General features: G+C 61.4%; 18 protein-coding genes. 9 read left to right on the top strand and 9 right to left on the bottom strand.

Annotation, left to right across the window (positions count from 1 at the left end):
* Positions 1 to 71: 71 nt before the first annotated feature.
* The gene (locus ACQKEK_RS12510) at positions 72 to 413 is read right to left on the bottom strand and encodes a DMT family protein (RefSeq protein WP_019339363.1); all 342 of its coding nucleotides are present in this window, start codon (positions 411 to 413) and stop codon (positions 72 to 74) included.
* A 143-nt stretch (positions 414 to 556) separates the two neighbouring features.
* Between ACQKEK_RS12510 and ACQKEK_RS12505 the strand changes: the two genes are divergently transcribed.
* Positions 557 to 808: a YkgJ family cysteine cluster protein gene (locus ACQKEK_RS12505; RefSeq protein WP_499142904.1), complete on the top strand. Its 252-nt coding sequence runs from the start codon at positions 557 to 559 to the stop codon at positions 806 to 808.
* Positions 809 to 1,127: 319 nt separating this feature from the next.
* Here the strand turns inward: ACQKEK_RS12505 and ACQKEK_RS12500 are convergent, their stop codons facing one another.
* The 6 genes from ACQKEK_RS12500 to ACQKEK_RS12475 all read right to left on the bottom strand — a co-directional run bounded on the left by ACQKEK_RS12500 (position 1,128) and on the right by ACQKEK_RS12475 (position 9,294).
* Complete coding sequence (locus tag ACQKEK_RS12500; RefSeq protein ID WP_499142902.1) at positions 1,128 to 1,865, bottom strand: glycosyltransferase; 738 nt, start codon at positions 1,863 to 1,865, stop codon at positions 1,128 to 1,130.
* Complete coding sequence (locus ACQKEK_RS12495; RefSeq protein WP_499142900.1) at positions 1,862 to 2,548, bottom strand: TIGR04282 family arsenosugar biosynthesis glycosyltransferase; 687 nt, start codon at positions 2,546 to 2,548, stop codon at positions 1,862 to 1,864. Before ACQKEK_RS12495 ends, ACQKEK_RS12500 begins: the two co-directional genes overlap by 4 nt.
* A 244-nt stretch (positions 2,549 to 2,792) precedes the next feature.
* Entirely contained in the window at positions 2,793 to 4,952 is a 2,160-nt protein-coding gene (locus ACQKEK_RS12490; protein ID WP_499142898.1) for a dihydrolipoyl dehydrogenase family protein, read from the bottom strand.
* 120 nt (positions 4,953 to 5,072) lie between these two features.
* A complete protein-coding gene (locus ACQKEK_RS12485; RefSeq protein WP_499142963.1) occupies positions 5,073 to 6,446 on the bottom strand; it encodes a sodium:solute symporter in 1,374 nt (457 codons plus the stop codon).
* 16 nt (positions 6,447 to 6,462) lie between these two features.
* The gene (arsS, locus tag ACQKEK_RS12480) at positions 6,463 to 7,440 is read right to left on the bottom strand and encodes an arsenosugar biosynthesis radical SAM (seleno)protein ArsS (RefSeq protein WP_499142896.1); all 978 of its coding nucleotides are present in this window, start codon (positions 7,438 to 7,440) and stop codon (positions 6,463 to 6,465) included.
* A gap of 378 nt (positions 7,441 to 7,818) precedes the next feature.
* On the bottom strand, positions 7,819 to 9,294 hold the full coding sequence (locus tag ACQKEK_RS12475; protein WP_499142894.1) for an FAD-dependent oxidoreductase: 1,476 nt from the start codon (positions 9,292 to 9,294) through the stop codon (positions 7,819 to 7,821).
* Between the two features lie 440 nt (positions 9,295 to 9,734).
* On the opposite strand from ACQKEK_RS12475, the gene ACQKEK_RS12470 reads away from it, so the two are divergent.
* From ACQKEK_RS12470 to ACQKEK_RS12440, 7 genes are all read left to right on the top strand, one after another.
* Positions 9,735 to 10,814, top strand: a complete 1,080-nt coding sequence (locus tag ACQKEK_RS12470; RefSeq protein WP_499142892.1) for an endonuclease/exonuclease/phosphatase family protein — start codon at positions 9,735 to 9,737, stop codon at positions 10,812 to 10,814.
* Positions 10,815 to 11,104: 290 nt separating this feature from the next.
* Complete coding sequence (locus tag ACQKEK_RS12465) at positions 11,105 to 12,226, top strand: aldo/keto reductase (protein WP_499142890.1); 1,122 nt, start codon at positions 11,105 to 11,107, stop codon at positions 12,224 to 12,226.
* Positions 12,227 to 12,373: 147 nt separating this feature from the next.
* A complete protein-coding gene (locus tag ACQKEK_RS12460; RefSeq protein WP_499142888.1) occupies positions 12,374 to 13,819 on the top strand; it encodes a phospholipase D-like domain-containing protein in 1,446 nt (481 codons plus the stop codon).
* A gap of 351 nt (positions 13,820 to 14,170) precedes the next feature.
* Positions 14,171 to 14,716 (top strand): c-type cytochrome, encoded by a 546-nt coding sequence (locus tag ACQKEK_RS12455; RefSeq protein WP_499142886.1) that lies wholly within the window; start codon positions 14,171 to 14,173, stop codon positions 14,714 to 14,716.
* Positions 14,717 to 14,729: 13 nt separating this feature from the next.
* Positions 14,730 to 15,185: a DUF305 domain-containing protein gene (locus tag ACQKEK_RS12450; protein ID WP_499142884.1), complete on the top strand. Its 456-nt coding sequence runs from the start codon at positions 14,730 to 14,732 to the stop codon at positions 15,183 to 15,185.
* The gene (locus ACQKEK_RS12445; protein ID WP_499142882.1) at positions 15,185 to 15,730 is read left to right on the top strand and encodes a DUF6692 family protein; all 546 of its coding nucleotides are present in this window, start codon (positions 15,185 to 15,187) and stop codon (positions 15,728 to 15,730) included. Before ACQKEK_RS12450 ends, ACQKEK_RS12445 begins: the two co-directional genes overlap by 1 nt.
* Before the next feature lie 84 nt (positions 15,731 to 15,814).
* Positions 15,815 to 16,489, top strand: coding sequence for a haloacid dehalogenase type II (locus tag ACQKEK_RS12440; RefSeq protein ID WP_499142880.1), 675 nt, complete (start codon positions 15,815 to 15,817; stop codon positions 16,487 to 16,489).
* Between the two features lie 19 nt (positions 16,490 to 16,508).
* On the opposite strand, the gene ACQKEK_RS12435 is transcribed toward ACQKEK_RS12440, so the two are convergent.
* Positions 16,509 to 16,991, bottom strand: a complete 483-nt coding sequence (locus ACQKEK_RS12435) for a hypothetical protein (RefSeq protein ID WP_045427906.1) — start codon at positions 16,989 to 16,991, stop codon at positions 16,509 to 16,511.
* Complete coding sequence (gene fdhF / locus ACQKEK_RS12430) at positions 16,991 to 19,954, bottom strand: formate dehydrogenase subunit alpha (RefSeq protein ID WP_499142878.1); 2,964 nt, start codon at positions 19,952 to 19,954, stop codon at positions 16,991 to 16,993. Before fdhF ends, ACQKEK_RS12435 begins: the two co-directional genes overlap by 1 nt.
* A 285-nt stretch (positions 19,955 to 20,239) precedes the next feature.
* On the opposite strand from fdhF, the gene ACQKEK_RS12425 reads away from it, so the two are divergent.
* A complete protein-coding gene (locus ACQKEK_RS12425) occupies positions 20,240 to 20,896 on the top strand; it encodes a cytochrome c3 family protein (protein ID WP_128121084.1) in 657 nt (218 codons plus the stop codon).
* Position 20,897: the final 1 nt, after the last annotated feature.

Raw genomic sequence — 20,897 nt, 5'->3', positions numbered from 1 at the left:
AGCCGCTGGACGCAGTCATCAGATCGCATTGCGGCAAGATATGCTGCCTAAAAAGCCCGTCGAACCGACTGCTATGAGCGAAAGATGAAGTACACAGCGCCCAACAAGCACAACCCGGCCCAGAGGTAATCGAGCTTCAACGGTTGTTGCATGTACAGCACACTGAACGGCACGAAGATGGCGAGGGTGATTACTTCCTGCATGATCTTCAGCTGACCGATCGATAGCTCGGTGTAGCCGATTCGATTCGCCGGCACCATGATCAGATACTCGAACAGCGCGATGCCCCAGCTGATCAACGCGGCTATGAGCCACGGCTTCCCGTTGAGTGTCTTGAGATGACCGTACCAGGCAAAGGTCATGAACAGGTTGGAAACGCAGAGCAGGGCGGCGGTCTGAATCCAGATAGGCATAGGTCACTCCGGGGCGGTGGCGAATCCTATTGGCTCTAGGCACGGCCTCGCAAGTATCAGATGGGCGTCGCATCGCACTAGTGTCTTTTGCTAAGGCTGCGACTATTATCGCCGCCCCGTTATTTTCATTTCGGATCGTTGGAATGAACTGCCGTCTTGGTTGCGGCGCCTGTTGCGTTGCCCCTTCGATCAGCTCGCCGATTCCCGGTATGCCTTCAGGCAAACCGGCTGGTGAGCGCTGCCTGCATCTTTCTGAGCAGAACCTCTGCAGATTGTTCGGCTTGCCTTCCAGGCCTGCGGTTTGCAGCCAGTTTCAAGCGGATCATATTGTCTGTGGTGACAGCCGACAGGAGGCCATCCGACTGCTCGGCTGGTTGGAGCAGGCGACGGCATGATGATGGAAGACTGTATCCGACCAGTGCGCGCCGAAGCGGCCACCCGACATTTCTCATCTGATCCCAAGCAGATAATGCCTCGGCTTGCGTGGAGGTGTTGGGGCTGAAGTCAGCGAGCTTAGCTTGCGAGCCGTGAGGCTTACCCTAATTACAGCCGCACGGGTCGAAGGCCGCGTAGGCTCGCTCGAGGTCGACACCAAGCCCAGTGGCCAAGCCGTCGCGACCCAGCCCAAGCAGGCGGGTCTAGCGCTGGCGCTGGTTAGTCCAATCGCTGTCACGTCAGGTCCTTAAACAGCGCTTTACGCCTGACAGGTAACGACTAACCCCGGCGGGTAGTGTCGCGTGGGCTTGCGCCCGTCGCGTTTGTTCTAGCGTAGAGCCGTGCAAGCGTAAAGGGCGACAGCCCTAGCATGAAACCCAGGGCCAGCAGGCGATTGCGGCCGGCGCGGCGCCACCAGCCATCGCGTTGCCAACGGCGTGAGCTGACCCCGATCCCATGCTCCAGGCGGCGAAAATGCCCTTGGCTGCGCAATCCCTTGACCAGCGGAACTTCCTCGAAAAGCGGCCAGGGCGCATGTTGCCCTACGGCGAAATAGGTTGTCCGGCGAGCGAAGATGCCTTGATCGCCATAGGGCACGCCGACCCGGTTTCGCCACGCCACCAGGCGTTCGATCAAGCGGCCTTGCCAGCTGTTCGTGTCGCTGAAGCGAAACGCGAAGTAGCCTCCCGTAGCGCCTTTCTCTATGGCCTCGCTCACGGCCATCAATGCCTGCCGGTCCAGATCGGCGTCGGCATGCAGAAACCAGAGAGTCTCATGCGCCGAGAGCGCGGCTCCCTGGCGTAACTGCTCGCCCCTCGATGGCGTTGCCGATGACCACAGCGCATCGTGGTTCCGGCACAGCGCTTGGCATCGCTCGCTGACAGCCGCATCCACTACGACTATTTGCAGCGGTGTCCCGGTTTCTGACTCAGCCAGACGCAATTGCAGAAGCAGCCGATCAAGGTGCTCTTCGTCGTGCAGGCACGGGATGATCACGCTGATCCCTGATGAGCTCACCGTCGCAGTCCCTCAAGATTGTTCAGCGTTTGTAGCAGTCTTCGCCTCGCTGCTCTGGGGTCGTCGGCGAGCGCTTGGGCTGCAAGAGGCAGGTCCGCTTGTTCGTCGATATCGAACGATTCCCCGCAGAGCGCAACCGAATGACCCACCCGACGGCATGCATCCGCCAGTGCGTGACCCAGTTCAGGGGTGCTCCACGGCAAGGCAGCTAGATCCGGCCAGGGAAGTTTCGACGCCATCAGCACCACCCCTCCGTCTCGCGCAGCCACGAGCACGGTATCGTGTGTCCCCAACGCAGCGTGTACCCGCTGATAGTCATCCGGTGTGAGCGCCGGGGCGTCGCTTCCGATGTACAGAAGCTGCCGGTGGCCGAGGCCGCGCAAGCTGTGGTCCAGGTTGTTGATTCGTTCGCCCAGGTTGCCGGCAGTTTGCGCCAGACACAGAGCCTGCGGCATCAGCTGTGCGGCCCAGTCACACGCATCCCTCTGATCGGGGGCAATGACGACCGGCCCGTGCCAGCTGCGCAGGTCTTCCAGTGCGCAATCAAGCAGATGCTCGGCGATATTCAAGGCTCGCTCGACACCGATGTGCACGGCCAGGCGCTGTTTGCCGTGGCCAAGGGCAGGTCGCTTGCAGATGAGGACCAGCGCTGCGTCGTCAGGAAGGGTTTGCTTCGTAGTCATCAAACTGGCTCGTTGGGGATGGCGGGTGGCACATCTCGGCGCTGCGGTTATGTTCCGTCGGATAAGCCGCTCTGCTTATTGTTGCAGCGAGGCGTTGAAGGTGTCTTTGGATCTGTCCTGTCGGGCATTCGATGCAGGTCCAGCTGCTAACAGTTGAGCTTCACCCGTTGCTTCACCTTCACAGGTTGATCAAAGTGACGGTTCCGTTTCCGGTTGCGCCGACCTGCTGAGGGCTGTGCCATGCTTATTGCGAATCCGCGCTGCCGCCAAGTCGCCAGCGATGAAACCGCGCCAGCCAGCGCAATACCGTGGCCGGGGCATGGGCGCGTTTCCATTCGCCGGCCACAGATTTGTTGACTTCGGCCAGGGTCGGGTAAATGTGGATGGTGCCGAGAATCTTATTCAGCCCCAGCCCATGCTTCATTGCCGAGACGTACTCGGTGATCAGATCACCGGCATGCTCGCCGACGATGGTAGCGCCGAGAATGCGGTCCTTGCCTGGCACTGTCAGCACCTTGATATAGCCATAGGCGGCTTCATCGGCAATGGCGCGGTCAAGTTCATCCATGCCGAAGCGGGTGACTTCATAGGCGATGCCTTGAGCCTTGGCCTCCTGTTCGTTGAGCCCGACATGGGCGACCTCCGGGTCGGTAAAGGTGGCCCAGGGGATGACGCGATAGTCCACCTTGAAGCGCTTGAACCCACCGAACAGCCCGTTCACTGCGCCATACCAGGCCTGATGCGAGGAGACATGGGTGAACTGGAAGGGGCCGGTTACGTCCCCGACGGCATAGATGTTTGGAAAGCGGGTAGCCAAGTACTCGTCAGTGGCGAGCGTGCCGTTTTCCCGCACTTCTAGTTGCAGTTCCTCGAGACCGAAACCCTTAATGTTGGCGGCTCGGCCCAGCGCGACCAGTAGCTGGTCGAACTCGATGACCACTTCACCGTTGAGCGAAAGATCACGGCAGACGACCTGCCGCTCTCCATCGATCGAGTCGAAGCGCTCGGCGCGGTGCTGCAGACGTACATCCACACCGTCTTTGCGCAACCCCGCCAGTACGGCCGCGCTGGCGTCGGAGTCCTCACGGGGCAGCAGGCGCTCGTTGCGCTGAACCAGGATGACCTGACATCCGAGCCGTTGAAAGGCCTGCGCCAACTCGCTACCGATCGGTCCACCGCCCAATACCAGCAGCCGTTTGGGTTGCTCACGCAAGGCCCAGACCGTGTCCGAGGTAAGCGGTGCGACCTGATCGATACCGGGAATATCGGGCACTTTCGGACCTGCGCCAGTGGCGATGACGATGGCGCGGGTGTTGAGGCGCTGGCCGTTGACCTCGACGGTCCACGGCGAGGTGATCCGTGCTGTGCCTTCGATTACCTCGACGCCGAGTTCGGTGTACCGCTGAACCGAGTCATGTGGCGCGATCGCGGCGATCACGCGCTGGATGCGTTGCATGACGGCGGCGAAGTCCACTTCGCCCTCGATTGGCTTGAAGCCCAGCTGCTCGGCCTTCTTGAGCTCATTGGCCAATCTGGCCGAGCGGATCAGCGCCTTCGACGGGACACAGCCTGTGTTCAGGCAATCGCCGCCCATCCTGTGTTTTTCGATCAGGGTGACCTTGGCCTTTACCGCTGCTGCGATATAGGCGCTGACCAGCCCACCGGAACCGGCGCCAATGACCACCAGGTTACGGTCGAATCGACGTGGTTTTTCCCAGCCCGCGTAAACCTTGCGTGCCTTGAACCCGTCCAGCGCCTTACGCGACAACACCGGCAACAGCCCCAGCAGCACGAAGGCGCCAACCAGCCCCGGTGAGAGGATGCCGCCCAAAGACTCCAGCTGACCAAGCTCACGTCCGGCATTCACGTAGACCAGCGTTCCGGGCAGCATGCCCAGTTGACTGACCCACCAGAATGTACGGACGGGGAGCTGCGTAAGACCCATCGCCAGATTGATCAGGAAGAAGGGAAATACCGGGACCAGACGCAAGGCAAACAGGTAACTGGCGCCTTCGCGCTTCACGCCCTGGTCGATCTTGGCCAGTCGTTGCCGAAAGCGTGCCTGCACCCAGCTGCGAAGCAAGTAGCGGCTGAGCAACATTGCGAGCGTCGCGCCGAGCGTCGATGCGAAGGACACCAGCAACGTGCCGCCAAACAAACCGAAAAGCGCTCCGCCGACAAGCGTCATCAGCGCGGCACCGGGCAGTGACAACGCCGTGACCAATACATAGCCAAGGAAGAAAACGCCACCCGCAAGCCATGGGTGAGCCTCCACCTGTGCGTCGAGCGCCGCTTGCTGCGTCTTGATCGCGTCCAGACTGAGGTATTGGCCTATATCGAACATGAAGAAGCCGGCCAGCAGCACCAGAATCAGCGCCAGTACCGTGATTTTTCGGCTATTCATCCCTGCATCTCCGCCATTGATGCCCGAGCGCATGGGCTGGGTCGCGCCTGGTGCTGGCAACTATGGCTGCGCGAGCGAGACGCGAAACGATCATGTGGCGAGTTGCGGCGTCCGCGCGCATCAGTGGCGTCCTCGCAGCCAGCCCGGCAGCAGGTACCCCAGGGTGCACAGCAACAAACCATAAAGGTTGGTGCCGAGCAGCAAGGCATATTTGCCATCGCCAATGGCCCAGCTTGACGGAATCCAATCAAGCGTCAGAGCGATGCCCAGGCAAAGGCCAGTCCAGAAACTCAGGTGGAAGCCCAGGCGAGTCGGAGTCGTCAGGCTGTGCAGGATAAACACCGGGGCGAGCCCAATGACCATGGTCCCGCTGATTGTCGTGGCCTTGAGGATATCGGTCCCCGCGATCATTGGCAGGTTGCCCAGCAGGGCGAACAACACCATCGCTGCCATGCCCAGACCGATGGCCCGTGCCCCCAGATCACGCCCGGCTAGCAATGGCAGTTCTCGCCCAACCAGCTTGGCGAGACTGGAAAACGTCGAGTCCAGCGTCGAGCCCGCGGCCGATACCATTACCACCGTCATCACCAATAGCGCGCCGATGCCCATAGTCTTGGCCAGGGCCGCCGGGACGTTGTCGGATGCCGGCAATCCGTTCAATTGCGCATGTACCCCAATCAGACTGAAGGCGAGGATCGCGACGAAACCCAGGATGCCCGCGAGTAAAAAAGCACGGCGCATGGTGCGTTCTTCGCTGATGAAACCGCGGTCGGTAAGCACCGGATCGTGGAAGCCATAACTGAGTGCCTGAAGCCCCGCAACCAGCAGCAGATCGACGCCCGCATTGAGTGACCAGTGACTGGTACTGCTCAGCTCCGCCGCCGTGTGTTGCGGCAGTACCAGGCCCAGGACCCAAATCAGCGCAACGATGAAGATCGCCATCTGCGCCGCGTCGGTCAGTATCGAGCTGCGAAGTCCACCGCGCAGGCTGTAGCCCAGCGTGACAGCGGTGAACAGTAAGGCAGCCGCAATGAACTCGGGGCTGCCAGACGTTCCGTAGTAGCCGCCGACCACCGCGGTATTGCTCCACACCTCGTTGAACAAACGGATGAGGATCGCCGCAGTGAACGCCAGGGCCGCCGCGTGACCGTAATGGCTGGACAGGAAACTCACCAGACCGGTAGCCGCAAAGCGCCGGCGCAAGCGATAGATGACGAAGCCTGTCAGGGGGATCGATAGCCAGTACATGGCGTAAGCCAGTCCGCCGACCAGGCCATAGCTGGCGCCCAGATTCGCCGCATTGGTCACTGACTTGGCGAAGATCCAGCTGATGAAGATGCTCGAAGTCAGCAACCAGGGCGCGACGCTGCGGCCATGTTTGTCCTGGCCTTCGAAGAAGCCACCCAACGTCACCGAGCGCGGGGACAAGGCCAGCATCGCAGCGCCATAAAAGATCAGAAAGCCCCAGAAAAACAGCCCCGTCCAGCTGCTCATATCCATTACAGCGTCCTTATTCGATCAGGCTGCCACCGCAGCTTGAGCCTTGCCCCGCAGTACAGGCATAGCAGTGATCGCGCGTCGCGATGGCGTTGCCTTCGAGACTGGTCGTCTGGAGCAGGTTGCGCAGGTGCGGCCGGTCTCGGCCAATCAGCTCGGGCATGGCGGCCGGCAGGTCGAGCATCTGATTGAAGTCGCAGTCATACAGATAACCTTGCCAATCCACGCTGATCAGGCTGCGGCACATCACTGCTTCCAGATTGGCTGGTCGATAACTGTCGCGCAGCAACTGCATGTAGTCAGCGAATTGCCCTTTGCTGATTAGCGTGCTGCCGAAGCGGGCAATCGGTTGGTTGGTGATGGTCAGCAGATGGTCAAACTGGATACCGAAGTCTTGTGCAAGGTGCGCTTTGTAATCCGCTTCGAGCGCCGCTTGTGGCGGTGGCAGGCTCGGCCCCTGTGGGTTGTAGACCAGGTTGAGCGTCAGGTCGCTACCGGGTTCGCCGTAGCCAAGTTGGTTGAGCTTGCGCAGCCCGGCGATGCTGGCCTCGAACACGCCATCGCCTCGTTGCCGGTCGACGTTCTTGCGTGAGTAGCAGGGCAGGGATGCCGTCACCTCGACGCCTTGCTCGGCCATAAAATTCGCCAGGTCCTCGTAACCCGGCTCGCTCAGGATCGTCAGATTGCAGCGGTCGATGACTCGCAGGCCCTCACGGCGTGCATGGGCGACGATCTCACGAAAGCGCGGGTGCATTTCCGGTGCGCCGCCGGTGAGGTCGAGCGTATGCACGGGATGCGCGTCGATCACCTCATGCAGCAGTCCGAGGCTCTCATCGGTCATCGCCTCCTTGCGCGTCGGCCCGGCGTTCACATGGCAGTGCAGACAGCGTTGATTGCACTGGTAGGTGAGATTGACCTGCAAGGCCTCCAGCGACCCGCGCCGCAGCGGCGGGAACGCCAGGGCGTTCAGGAGGGGAAGCGTGGCGTGCATGGTGATGGCTTCTCGTGTGGAGAGATTTCCATTGGCGTCATTACGTGGCCCAGCGTTACAGGTTTTTCATACGCACACAGTGGTTCGGTTCGTTATACGTCGCCAAGGGTGCAGCCTTTATAGCCTGTAGCCAAAAGCCACGTTCGGATCGCACCATGGAACGAAAGGATGCCCGGAAACCAGGCCGCTGTGTTCGGCGGATATGTATCAGGGGTGTTCCCTGTTCGCTCAGCCACCGGCCGCAGAACCGTCGGCGCTCGGTAGCGCATCGACCAGCAGCTTGATGCCGAGCCCACCGGAACGACCCCAACACGCCTACTGGCATCCGAGGGACGGTTGGCATATCAAGCGACCCGCTCAGGCGCGAGTCGCTGACGCTCAGAGCGACTTTGCTGCCAGTGGCTGGATGGCCGGGCCGTGAATCACTTCACCGTCAGCCTGGAAGATCGAGCCGTGGCAAGGGCAGTCCCAGGTGCGGTCGGCATTGTTCCAGGTCACGCTGCAACCCATGTGCGTGCAGGCCGCAGAGACGCCGTGCAGCACGCCGGAATCGTCTCGCCAGACCGCGATTTGCTCGTCGCCGCGGGTAATCACGCCACCTTCGCCGGGGCCGATCGCATCCAGCTCATCGACTTGTGACTGGCTCTCGCCGCTCTGGTTGAAGTCGTCCGGCGAGGGCCGCTTGGGGTCGTAAAGTGTCTTCCAAGGGCGCCGCCCGGTGATGATCTGGCGAGCGATACCAAGGCCGGCGGCGGTGCCGTTACTGATGCCCCACGCATTGAAACCGGTGGCGACGAATAGCCCGGGCGCCTGCTCGGGGTCCGCCTCGCCAACATAGGCCATGCGGTCGGCGGTGTCGTAGTCCTCGTTGCACCATTGCCACACCGCCTCGCCAACCGGCAGGTTGCTGCGCGCCCACCGTTCGAGGTCGACGAAGCGCTGCGCCACGTCTCCGTCCTGCCCGGTATTAAAGCGCGGGCCGAGCACGAGCATCAGCGGGCCTTGGTCGTCGCGACCCATGCGAATCGAATGGGTCGGGTCTTCGGCGGCGATGAACATGCCCTCAAGGTGGGCTTCGTCCTGGGGGCGGAAGGCGATTGCCACATGGCAGCGTGGCTGGGTGGGACTGACCATATCGATCGGCGTCTCCACCGGCATGTGCGTGGCCAGAATCATCTGATCGGCCTGAACCATGCCGCCCTCGAAACTCACCTGCCAGCGCTCGTTGCGTTCGAACTTGTTGGCGCGCGTCTGCTGATAAATCTTCCCCCCGCAAGCCTGTACCGCCGCCGCCAGGCCGACCAGGTAGCTGGCCGGGTTGAATTGCGCCTGGTCGGGAAACTCGAGCGCACCCGTGGTCTCGAAGGGCAGCGGCGCGCGGTCGAGCACCCGCGCAGCAAAGCCCAGGCAGCGAGCCGCCTCAGCTTCACGCTCGATGGCCTCGCGGCCTTGCGCGGAACAGGCATAAGCGAAGGCGGACTGGCGCTGGTAATCGCAGTCTATTTGCAGGTCTTCGACCCAGTGGCGAATGCGGTTCACCGCTTCACGGTTGACGTCCGCGTAGCACTGCGCCAGGTCCTGGCCGAAGGTATCAATCAGGTGTCGGTAGATGAGGGCATGCTGAGTGGTGACCTTGGCAGTTGAGCGTCCGGTGACCTGTCGACCGATTTCGCGCGCTTCGAGTACCACGACCTTCTTACCCGCTTCGCAGAGCGTCATGGCGGCGCTCAGCCCGACGATGCCGGCGCCGATCACCACAACATCGCATTCGCTGTGGCCGGTCGCCGGCGGGAAGTCGCTACGGGGTGCACTGGCATTCCAGCAGCAGTCGGGTAGGGCGGATAGCGCGGGCATGGGTAGGGTCCTCATCTGCTGAGTCGCATGGTCTTTCGACATCTCATCACCCGCCACAGCGTTAACGGCATGGCCGGAGGTTCACGAAACGTCGGGCACTAGGAAGTAGAGCGGTCCGGTTCGGGCAGGTTCCTGACCACCGGGCAGGACGCGCCAATCGACGCGGGTCCGGGCCTACTCGCGTCGGTTAGTGCGTGAAACAACAAGCAGAGCCCGGCGTACCGGTTGCCTTCCTCGCGCATGCTGACCGCCGTGTGTCGACCTGCCGCATCGGCGCCATGACCGAGGCGTCAGGGAACTCCGATGTTGGCGCTGCCCTGTATCAGCAGTTCGCTGCCTCTGTTGCATCGCAACAGAAGGTACCGATGAAGGCGGAACAATCAGCCTGGTGGCCGATCCGAACTAGCTATGAGCACGATGCAAGGTGGGGAGGGCCAGCCATGACCGAGGGCATCCTGGTAGGGGTGACTGTGGTTTTCGTGGCAGTCACTCTCATTCAATACTGGAGCCAGCCAAGCTGGTGGGTGCGCGGTTGGGATTTCCCCAAGTTGCAGGTAGGCGCGCTGTTGCTGGTACTGCTGCTGATTCAGTTGCTACTGCTGGATTTTTCCAACCGCTGGAACCTGCTGCTGCCGCCCGCGACGCTGGGTTGCCTGGCCTACCAGTGGTGGTGGATACGGCCCTACACACCGCTGGTACGCTGCGAGGTCGACTGGGCCGACCCGAATGACGACGGCCCGCGGATTCGTATCCTGTCCTCCAATGTACTGACGCCTAACCGCCACGCTGATCGCCTGATTGCGCTGGTCAGGCGTTACCAACCGGATTTACTGGTAGCCCTCGAGACGGACCAGTGGTGGGACGAACAACTGCAAGTACTCAGCGACGACTACCCCTATTGCATCCGCTGTCCGTTGGACAACCTCTACGGCATGCACGTGTTTTCGCGGCTGCCGTTGGAGCATCAGCGGCTGAGCTTTCTGGTGCAGGACAATATTCCCTCGATGCATGCCCGGCTGCGGGTCAATGACGAGCTGGGCGTGCGCATGCACTTCCTGCACCCGGCGCCGCCGAGCCCGACGGAAAATGACGAGTCCACCGAGCGTGACGTCGAGCTGCTGATCGTCGGGCGCAGCGTCAAGCAGACCGATGAACCGGTGATCGTCAGCGGTGACTTGAATGACGTCGCCTGGTCGCCGACCACTCGATTGTTCCGCAAGATCAGCGGCCTGCTCGATCCACGCATCGGTCGCGGCATGTTCAACACCTTTCACGCGCAGTACCGCTTCCTACGCTGGCCGCTGGATCACTTCTTTCACAGCGCCCACTTTCGCGTGGCACGCATCGAGCGACTCGCGGATATCGGCTCGGATCACTTTCCCATGTTCATCGAATTGCAATACGACCGTCGCCACGCGAGCGAACAGCAGAGCTTGGAAGCCGATGCCGCTGATCGCGCCCGGATGCAGCAGAAGGTCGCGCATGAGCCAGCCAGCAAAGACGATGTGCCGCGGCCTTGAGTTCACAACCCGGACCGTCAGTTGCGATTCGATGCCAAAAGGGACGGCTCGTAGTGCCTGGCGTTAGGTCCGCGTTGGAAACGCTGCGCCAGGAGGGCGTTGCTGAGCGGTTGCCGCAACGGGTGGCAGCGAGACCATGCCACCCCAGCGCGGCGCAGACGTCCTTGTGACCGCCCGTCCCACAGAGGGAATGCCTCGATCGGCCGGCAGTCCTCTTTGTATCGGCCCACCCCGAGGCGCCGCAGAGCGCGAAGCGTTGAGCTCGGGACCGCACACTTACAGGAGGCTGCATGCAGCGTCGTATTTTTCTCTCGACCCTGGCGGCTGGCAGTGCGCTGGCGCTGACCACGCCGCACCTATTGGCGCAAACGAGCACCGCTCCGTCCACTAGCCGCTCTCCCGAGGCGCTGCCGCGCAATGAGGGCGAGCACCCACGCTATCGACCGCCACAGCGTTTCGGACTCGGTGGCGCCATCGCCCTGGGCGATATGCGCCGGCAGATCACTGAAGAACAGGCCCGTGCCATTCTCAAGGCTGCGTGGGAGCAAGGCATTCGCTATTACGACACGTCGCCCTGGTACGGTTTGGGCCTGAGCGAGCGGCGGGTCGGGCAGTTGCTCTATCCGCGTGACCGCGATGGCTACGTCTTGTCATCCAAGACTGGGCGGCTGCTTGAACCCGACCCGGGCTACGACCATCCTGGTTGGCAGGGCGTCGACAACTTCCGGCCAAAGTGGGATTTCTCCGCCTCCGCAACCCGCCGTTCTATCGAAGACAGCCTGCAGCGCCTGGGTGTCCCGCGCCTGGACATGGTGTTCATACACGACCTGTCGCCTGATCACATGGGCGCGCAGTGGCGCGAACATTTCGAGGTCGCGCGCAAAGGCGCGATGCCAGAACTGGTGAAGATGCGCGAGGAGGGGCTGATCAAAGGCTGGGGGCTGGGCGTCAATACGCTCGAGCCGCTGCTCGACACGCTGGAGGTCTCCGATCCGGACATCAGCCTGTTGGCCACTCAGTACTCGCTGCTCAAACATGAAGATGCACTTACGCGTGCGTTCCCGGCTTGTGAAAAACGCAACGTCTCGCTGGTGCTCGGTGCGCCGCTCAATTCCGGTTATCTGGCCGGTGGCGAGTATTACAACTATGACCGTGGCGCGCCGGCCGATATAGCCGAAAAGCGCGAGCGCTATCGGGCGCTGGCTCGCGAGCATGGCGTCGATTTGCGCACGGCGGCCCTGCAGTTTTGCAACGCGCCGGATGTGGTTGCGGCGGTGATCCCCGGAGCAAGCAGCCCAGAGCAGGTCCGCGAGAACGTGGCGTCGATAGTCGATGCGCATGTGCCGGCTGCCTTCTGGGCGGCGGCCAAGAATCAGGGGTTGCTGCATGCAGACGCGCCAACGCCGCGCTAATCGACCTGCGCTCCGGGTGCTACTTTGACTTTCGCTGATGGCGGAACCGGCCGCGTGACTCGGCCGGCCGGAGTCGAACGAACCACAGGCGATCGGTCCGCCTCGGCGCACCGATCGCCGGGACTCGCCGAGGCACCTGTTTCTGGCTTGAAATCGCGCATCGACTCGCTGGTCCGGGCTGCCACGCCTGGCCAGTCGGGGTTTCGTCTGTTGCTGTCCGGCCGGGATGCCTTCAATGCACGCGCCGAAGCCATCGCCCAGGCCACCGAGTCGCTCGACCTGCAGTACTACATTACCCACGACGGCATCAGTACCCGCCTGCTACTGGGTGAACTGCTACAGGCGGCCAACCGCGGTGTGCGTATCCGACTGTTGCTCGATGACTTCGCAAGCGATGCGCGCGACCACCGCATTCTGCTCAGCGCTGCCCATCCCAACATCGAGATGAAAGTGTTCAATCCGCCGAACAAGGGGCGCAAGCGAGCCACTACGCGGCCATTGGGTCGCCTGCTTGAGCTCCCTCATCAGCATCGACGGATGCACAACAAGCTGCTGTTGGCTGATCGCAACCTGGTCGTCATGGGTGGGCGCAATCTCGGGGATGAATATTACGACGCCGACCCTGAGCGCAATTTCGTCGACATCGACCTGCTGTGTGTCGGCCCTGTCGCCAGTGATTTTTCCGCCAGTTTCGAGGCGTACTGGCAACATTCACTGGCCGTGCCTATCGATCAATGCCTACGTAAATCCATCAAGCGGTTCGGACGAAAGCACCAGCCGCGGCCCTTAGCGCAGGAAATCGACGATGCCTGTAACAAGGAGCCAGACCAATGCTCGCTGCTGACCGCTTACCGTCGAACGCCACAGCTCGGCACATGGCTGGGCCAGCTGGTATGGGCAACGGGCACAGCACTGTGGGATCCGCCCGGTAAGCTTGCGACAGCCTCGGTGCCCGACGAAGATCAGATGATGACCGCGCCGCTACTTCCCGTGGCACAGGGCGTACGCCGAGAGCTGATGATGGTGTCCGCTTACTTCGTGCCTACCTGGGCAGGGCTGGCTTATTTAAGCGACTGTGTGGGTAGGGGCGTGTCGGTTCGGGTACTGACCAATTCGCTCGAGGCGACGGACGTCCCGCTGGTACATGGCGGCTACCAGCCCTATCGCAAAGCTCTGTTGAATGCGGGCGTGCGGCTGTTTGAAATGCGAAAGAAACCAGCGACGCACTCGCGCTACAGGCTCGCCGATACACCGGTGAGTCTGCATAGCAAGGCGGTGGTGTTCGACAATCGGCAGGTATTCATCGGCCCACTGAACCTGGACCCACGCTCGGTACTGTGGAATTCGGAGGTGGGCGTTCTGGTTGACAGCCCGACGTTGGCCAATGCTGTGCGCCAGCTGGTGGCTGAGGGGCAATCAGGAACCGTGAGCTACGAAGTCGAAGTCGACGGCAGCGCCCAAAGCGCCGGGCTTGTCTGGAACTACGAAGATGACCATGGCCGCGCGCTCAAACTCAAACGTGAACCGGCCAATCCATGGCGACGTTTCAATGCCTGGTTGGCGCGCCTGTTGAGAGTCGAGCCATTTCTCTAATCCCGAACGCAGTCTGACCCAGGCTCAGGCGCAACAGACGGGACACAGCCAGGGGAGTCCTGTGGGCACTATCTGGACGGTGCCGCAGGACATACTTTCCGATGTTCTCGAGAGCGTCAAAGACCACCGCAGTTCAGTATTGGCGTTCACTGCGGCTTAGTGCTGTTCACCTCGTTTCGACCGGATTAGGGCCTTGACTGTCCGATATGGCGTACGCCAGCGAAGTTGTCACGTGCTTCGCTTAATTCCCAACATTACATTTCAGTAAGTTAGTGAGTGGCGGGCAACTATGGCCCGTATTGTCGTGTCTACGCCATTACGGACGGCAATCGGTTAAATAGAGGCCATCACATGCAAAACGATAAAGGTATTTTTCTAAAAGGCGTGTTGGGCGGCGCTGTATTAGCCGCGTTGTTAGGTTTTCTGCTGGCATTGTTCGTTGCTTATACCGGCGCCTACAACATAGCTGCATCTCAGGATCATTCGCCCTTCGTTCGCTGGTTGTTCTCGACCACCATGCAAAACTCGGTGGCAGCCAGAGCAGATGAATTGGACGCGCCCACTGAGTTCTCCGAGGCGCAAATTGCCGCCGGTGCAGAGCACTATAAGGCGATGTGTCAGCACTGCCACGCTGGTCCAGGCGTGGAAAGAGCCGGGTGGGCACAGGGGCTGCTACCGCAACCGCCGCACCTGGTCGAGGAGGCCGCGCATTGGCAGTCGAACGAGGTGTTCTGGCTCGTCAAGCATGGCGTTCGCATGTCGGCCATGCCGGCTTTCGGCGAAACGCACAAGGATGCCGAGCTCTGGGACATCGCCGCGTTCGTTAAGCAGCTACCCGGCATGACCGCCAGCGAGTACGCCGCGCTGGGTCAGCAAACCGGCACGCATAAGCACTAGAAGGAAGAACATGATGCAGATGTCTTATTGGCGTTTCGCCGCGATGATCGCAACTTCCACGGTCGTGATGTTCGGCCTGATGTACCTAAATACTTACGCTTTCGAACATATTTTATGGAGCGAGACTCGGGCGTGGATGGCGCTTTTGATGGGCGCAGTTATGGCCGTGATCATGCTGAGTTTTATGCTCAATATGTATAAGAAAAAGCGGGTCAATATCGCTATATATATTGGCAGCATTGTCGTGTTCGCATTGACGCTCTGGATAATTCGAAGTCAGGCCACGGTTGGTGATGCGGAATATATGAAGGCCATGATTCCCCATCATTCGATTGCGATCATGACGAGCGAGCGCGCGCAGATTACCGACCCGCGAGTTCGCAAACTGGCCGATGAGATCATCGCGGCGCAGCGTCGCGAAATAGCGGAAATGAAATACCTGATCAATGAACTCGAGAGGGTCGACTGATGCGTCTTCATATGCACCGGAGCGGCCCGAGGTCGCTCGCCTGGAAATGGCTCACGCCGCTCGCCGCACTGCTGCTCACCGCCTGTGGCGACCCTGCGCCGGGAGAGGGCGTGAAAAAACCAATGATGAGCGGTCCGCCACCGGAGGTGGTCGGTGCCCGCGAAGCGGTGGGTACACCTGACATTCCGACCATTGATCCGCAGACGCTCGATGCGGCCGAGATCGAGAAAGTGCTGGGCGCAGGGCCGCGTTGTCTCTTTGCCTACACAGCCGAAAGCGCACCCGTGGTTGCTCTTCAGGTCACTGGCGATAACGCTGGCCAGGGTGTGGTGAAAGTTCATGGCCGGCTGGTAAAGCTTGCTGCGCAGCGTGCAGAGGCCGGTGGTTTTGCTCTGAGCGCTGATGGCATGTCGGTCAAGATCCAGCCGGCAGACGCGGGTGACGAAGCCAGGCCAACCGAACTGCGCGAGGCCGATATGTTATTCGAACTGGAACAGGGGCTACGGGTTGGCTACCGCGGCTGGTATCGCTGCACCACGCCGTGATTCCCACGTGAATGCATCGATCCGCACCATAGCCATCCCATGAGCCCGGGTATCCCTTGACCGATCCGTGCAGGAGACAAGCGCATGCTTCGCCACCTTGTATTCGATGTAAACGAGACGTTGCTGGATGTCGCCGCGCTTGACCCGCTCTTCGAGCGCCTGTTCGGCGATGCCAGTGCCCGTGTCGAGTGGTTTCTGACGCTGGAAGAGGGCTGGATGACCGCGACCATCGTTGAATGCTTCCAGCCCTTCGCCAAACTGGCCCAGGCGGCACTGGTTATGGTCGGACAACGACGGGGAATCGAGGTCAGCGAAGCCCAGTGCGAGGAGCTGGTTGAAGGCATGAAGCGGCTGCCAGCGCACCCGGAGGTACGGCCAACGTTGGAACAGCTACGTGGCGCGGGGTTTCATCTTGCCGCCTTGAGTAACGGAAGCCTACAGGCGCTGCGCCAACAGCTGGAGTCGGCGGGGCTGGGCGATAGCTTCGACGCGATCCTGTCGGTCGAGGAGACGCAGCGCTACAAGCCGGCTCCGGAGCCATACCGCATGGCAGCCAAGTGCATCGGCATAGAGCAGGAACAGATGATGATGGTTGCGGCTCATGCCTGGGATATCACTGGCGCGGCGGCGGTAGGCTGCCGCACCGCATTCATTGCGCGACCGGGCAAGGTGCTCAATCCGGCCGGTAGCCAGCCGGATATTCAGGGTAACGATCTGCAGGACTTCGCCAGGCAACTGCTCGCCTGGCGTGAGCGGTAACGGTCGAGACCGCTTCGCCTCATTGCTCCGTCTGCTTGCCGCTGAAGGCGGTGATCGGCTTTTCCGCCTCCTTGTCGAGACCGCTGGCGAAGGTCTTCAGGCCTTCGATGATGGGCATCAACGCAGCCCACAGCTCGTCGTCATGCAGCATTTTGTAGGCGCCGGTTACACCCGGCGCCTCGTCGTGCTTGTCGTCCGGCTTGTAACGGCTCACGGCACCGAAAGCGGACTGGAAGGCAAACACAATCTTGTAGAACTGCGCCGGCTCGATGCGGGACAGCGCCATGCCGAGAATAGACAGGTTCTGTATGGCGTTGAGCGAACCTTCCTTGCTCATGCCGTCCACCAGGACTTTCAGCAGGCGGTCGTGCGAACCGGCCAGGTCGTTGGCAAAGCGCAGCACGCCGCGCTGGTGCAAGGTTTCTAGGAGGGTATCGAGCTCTTCCCTGGCATCGGGACCAATCGGGGTCGGTTTGACGTCGTAGTCTAATCGTTCGGCCATCAGAATCTCTCCGGGTGCGTGGCTCGGGCGGGCGGCGCGACGTAGTCGTCGCGGTACCACTTCACCTCTACGGGCACGCCATCGTTCGGCGTGCGGGTGGCGTTGCGGAAGTTATTCGACGGCAGCGGCGGCTCACCTTTTTTCGGCAATACCTCAAGCTTCACCGCGGTTTCCTTGTAGGCCGGCGTGTTCACGTCAGGGTCGTGATGCTCGCCAGTGAGCAGGTTGAGGCCTGGCTTGCCCTGGTGAATGGGCATGAACAGCGTCTTGCCGGCGACCCGGTCGGTCACGGTGGCGCGAACTTCCACCGAGCCGCGGCGCGAGGTCACGCGCACCCAAGTGCCGTCTTCGATGCCGCGTTCGGCAGCTAGCTCGGGGCTGACTTCGACAAACCAGTTCGGCGCCTGGGACCAGATGCGTGGCCCGCGGCCGGTCTGGTTGGTGCCCTGGAATTGCTCGAGCATGCGGCCGTTGTCGAGCATGATGTCGTACTCGCTGTCGGCCGCCTCGGCTGGCTGCTTCCATTCCAGCGGGAAGAGCACGGCCTTGCCGTCGTCGGTGTGGAAGCGCTCGGTATAGAGCAGCGGCGTGGTGCTGCCGTCAGTCTGCATGGGCCAGAACAACGACTGCCAGCCTTCCAGGCGCTCATAGCTGATGCCCTGGAACATGGTGGCAATGCCGGCGACCTCATTCATGATCTGGCTCGGGTGGGTATAGCCCCAGTCGTAGCCCATACGCTTGGCCAGATCGGTGAGAATCTGCCAGTCCGGACGGCTGTCACCGAGCGGCGGTAGCACCTGGTAGAAGCGCTGGATGCGCCGTTCGGTATTGGTGAAGGTGCCGTCCTTTTCCACCGAGGGGGAGGCCGGCAGCACCACGTCGGCGAACTCGGCGGTGCGGCTCATGAAGATGTCCTGCACCACCATGAAGTCGAGGCTCTCGAAGCCGCTGTGCACGTTGCGGCTGTCAGCGTCGGAAAACGCGGTTTCCTCACCAATGATGAACATCGCCTTGACCGAGCCTTCGTCCGCACCCTTGACCATGGTGAAGTTGTCGTTGCCTTTTTCCAGCGACAGTTTTTCCTTCGGCACGCCCCAGGCCTTGGCCCACTTGTCGCGGTTCTTTTCCTCGGTGACCTTCTCGTAACCGGGGTACATGTTCTTCAGGCAGCCGAAGTCGCTGGCGCCCTGGACGTTGTTATGGCCACGCATCGGGTAGCCGCCGGTGCCGGGACGGCCATAGTTGCCGGTGACCAATAAGAGGTTCGACAGCGCCGTACTGGTGTCCGAGCCGTGGCTGTGTTGGGTGATGCCCATGGCCCAGAGCAGGCAGACGCTCTTCGCCTGGCCGATCAGCTCGGCGGCCTCGATCAGTTTCTCTTTCGCGATACCGGTGACCTGGGCGGCAAAGTCCATGGTGAAGGGCTCGAGCGACTGCTTGTATTCCTCGATCTGATTGACTCGCGCATTGAGGAATTCGGTGTCGGCATAGCCGTGCTCGAACATGTAGCGCGACAACGCCGAAGCCCAGACCATGTCGGTGCTGGCGTTGGGTCGCAGGTGAATATCGGCGCGCTCGGCCATCTCGTGTTTGCGCGGATCGAACACCACCCACTTCTGGCCCCTGTGCTTCTTCTGCGCCTTCAGCTTGGAGGCGATCACCGGGTGGTTTTCGGACAGGTTGCTGCCGACCATCACGATCAGCTCGGCCTTTTCCATATCCGCGATGGTGCCGGCATCGCCGCCATAGCCGACGGTGCGGAACAGCCCCTTGGTCGCCGGGTTCTGGCAGTAGCGCGAGGAGTTGTCGACGCTGTTGGTGCCGATGATCGCGCGGGCGATTTTCTGTGTGAGGTAGGCCTCTTCGTTGCTGGCTTTGCTCGAGCCAATGAAGCCGATGCTGTCCGGACCATGGGTATCGCGGATCTGCAGCAAGCGCTGGGCGACTAGATCGAGTGCTTCGTCCCAGCTGGCCTCGCGGAACTTGCCGTTGTCGCGGATCAGCGGGGTGGTCAGGCGTTCCGGGTCGTTGACGAAATCCCAGGCGAACTTGCCCTTGATGCAGGTGGAGATGCCGTTGGCCGGCGCATCGACCACCGGCTGCACCTTGAGAATATGCCGATCGCGAGTCCACATCTCGAAGGAGCAGCCGACCCCGCAATAGGTGCACACGGTCTTAGTGCGCTTGATCTCCGGCTGACGCCAGTGCATGTCGAGCATCGACACGCCAGTGATCGGCCGCGCGCCGATGGTTTCTTCGAGCTTCTTGACCATGTCGATCATGGGCCGCTTGACGTCCTGCGGCAGCGCGGTGAACGGGCCGGCGTCGGGCTGCATGGTCTTTTCCAGCAGGGCGTTACATGGGCAGACCGTCACGCAATGGCCGCAGCTTACGCAGCTCGAATCGTCGATCGGCTTGCCGCCATCCCAGAGCACGCGCGGATGCTCCATGTTGAAGTCGATCGACAACGTCTCGTTGACCTCGACGTTCTGGCAGGCCTCGACACAGCGGCCGCAGAGGATGCACTGATCCGGATCGTAGGTGTAGAAGGGGTTGGAGTGGTCCTTCTCATAAGGCTTGCGCTTGAATTCGTAGCGCTGGATTGGGATATCCATTTGCGCATAGGTGTTGTGCAGCGTGCAGTCGCCGGTGTTGTGCTCGCACAGCGTGCAATACAGCTCGTGCTTGGCGACCAGCCGATCCATGCCTTCTTCGCGCGCCGCCTTGGCTTCGGCGACCTGACTGGTGACCTCCAGCCCGTCGTGCGCCTTTAGCGTGCAGCCCCGCACCAGCTCACCATCGACCTGCACCCAGCAGACATCACAGGTCTGCGGCGAGCCGAGAGCACGGTGATAGCAGACGTGGGGTAGATCGATGTCATGGTTCGCCAGGAAATCAATCAACGGGGTGTCGGCATCGCCGTTCAGTGGCTTGCCGTCGAAGTGGATCGTGCAGTTGCTCATCAGGCCTCCGTTTTTGTAGTCGGATCGGTGCGGATGGCATCCTGGCCTGGCGCCGGCACGGCCCGGCGACTCCTGCCGAACGCCTGCCCTCTGGTGCAAAGTCAAAGGGTGGGTCCAGAAATGATTGTCCATAGCTGACTGATCGTCTTGCGCAAACGTTCCCTTCCGATTCGTGTGGACTCCTGGCCCGCACCGATGGCTTTGCCGTTTCGATTGAACTCATCCGGCTATGAGCGGCCAGAAACATACAGTCACAAACGGCTCAGTCAGGACGCGTCTTACCGCATGGCCCAGCTTTTCCCCCGCACCGCCGACATGTGGTTACGTCTGGCATTGCTCCTTTTGTCATTAGGGCTTGTCGGGGTGTTCGCCGCGTTCGTCATCCTCTCGCGCTCGTCCTACGTCACCGATCAGGGGTGGACGGTCCATCAGCCAGTGCCTTTCAGCCATGAGCATCACGCGGGTGCGCTGCAGATCGACTGTCGCTACTGCCATGACAATGTTGAGACCAGCCCGGTGGCGGGTCTGCCGCCAACCCACACCTGCATGAGCTGCCATTCACAGATATGGACCGGCGCGGAAATGCTCGCACCGGTTCGTCAGAGCCTGGTGCAGGGCGAGCCGTTGCGCTGGAATCGCGTGACCGAGCTGCCTGATTACGTGTTCTTCCACCACGGGGTGCACGTCAACGCGGGCGTGGGGTGTGCCGAATGCCACGGGCCGGTCGACCGCATGCCGCTGATGTACAAGGCGGAGCCATTCACCATGAGTTGGTGTCTCGATTGTCATCAGGACCCTGCGCCGCGCCTGCGCCCACGCGAAGCGGTAACTGACATGAGCTGGCAATACAAGGGCGACCGCCGGGAGCTGGGCGAGGCGCTGATGCGCAAGTATCACATCGGCGAAGGCAACCTGACCCATTGCTACACATGCCATAGGTAGG

It is taken from the genome of Pseudomonas sp. NPDC077408 (assembly GCF_050269105.1).
GTDB lineage: Bacteria > Pseudomonadota > Gammaproteobacteria > Pseudomonadales > Pseudomonadaceae > Stutzerimonas.
This window is presented reverse-complemented; position numbering and strand designations above follow the sequence as displayed.

Bases quoted from the DNA above. Each gene is read 5' to 3' on its own strand.
- ACQKEK_RS12510 (WP_019339363.1), bottom strand. From the start codon at position 413: ATGCCTATCTGGATTCAGACCGCCGCCCTGCTCTGCGTTTCCAACCTG.
- ACQKEK_RS12505 (WP_499142904.1), top strand. From the start codon at position 557: ATGAACTGCCGTCTTGGTTGCGGCGCCTGTTGCGTTGCCCCTTCGATC.
- ACQKEK_RS12495 (WP_499142900.1), bottom strand. From the start codon at position 2,548: ATGACTACGAAGCAAACCCTTCCTGACGACGCAGCGCTGGTCCTCATC.
- ACQKEK_RS12490 (WP_499142898.1), bottom strand. From the start codon at position 4,952: ATGAATAGCCGAAAAATCACGGTACTGGCGCTGATTCTGGTGCTGCTG.
- ACQKEK_RS12485 (WP_499142963.1), bottom strand. From the start codon at position 6,446: ATGAGCAGCTGGACGGGGCTGTTTTTCTGGGGCTTTCTGATCTTTTAT.
- arsS (WP_499142896.1), bottom strand. From the start codon at position 7,440: ATGCACGCCACGCTTCCCCTCCTGAACGCCCTGGCGTTCCCGCCGCTG.
- ACQKEK_RS12475 (WP_499142894.1), bottom strand. From the start codon at position 9,294: ATGCCCGCGCTATCCGCCCTACCCGACTGCTGCTGGAATGCCAGTGCA.
- ACQKEK_RS12470 (WP_499142892.1), top strand. From the start codon at position 9,735: ATGACCGAGGGCATCCTGGTAGGGGTGACTGTGGTTTTCGTGGCAGTC.
- ACQKEK_RS12465 (WP_499142890.1), top strand. From the start codon at position 11,105: ATGCAGCGTCGTATTTTTCTCTCGACCCTGGCGGCTGGCAGTGCGCTG.
- ACQKEK_RS12455 (WP_499142886.1), top strand. From the start codon at position 14,171: ATGCAAAACGATAAAGGTATTTTTCTAAAAGGCGTGTTGGGCGGCGCT.
- ACQKEK_RS12450 (WP_499142884.1), top strand. From the start codon at position 14,730: ATGCAGATGTCTTATTGGCGTTTCGCCGCGATGATCGCAACTTCCACG.
- ACQKEK_RS12445 (WP_499142882.1), top strand. From the start codon at position 15,185: ATGCGTCTTCATATGCACCGGAGCGGCCCGAGGTCGCTCGCCTGGAAA.
- ACQKEK_RS12440 (WP_499142880.1), top strand. From the start codon at position 15,815: ATGCTTCGCCACCTTGTATTCGATGTAAACGAGACGTTGCTGGATGTC.
- ACQKEK_RS12435 (WP_045427906.1), bottom strand. From the start codon at position 16,991: ATGGCCGAACGATTAGACTACGACGTCAAACCGACCCCGATTGGTCCC.
- fdhF (WP_499142878.1), bottom strand. From the start codon at position 19,954: ATGAGCAACTGCACGATCCACTTCGACGGCAAGCCACTGAACGGCGAT.
- ACQKEK_RS12425 (WP_128121084.1), top strand. From the start codon at position 20,240: ATGGCCCAGCTTTTCCCCCGCACCGCCGACATGTGGTTACGTCTGGCA.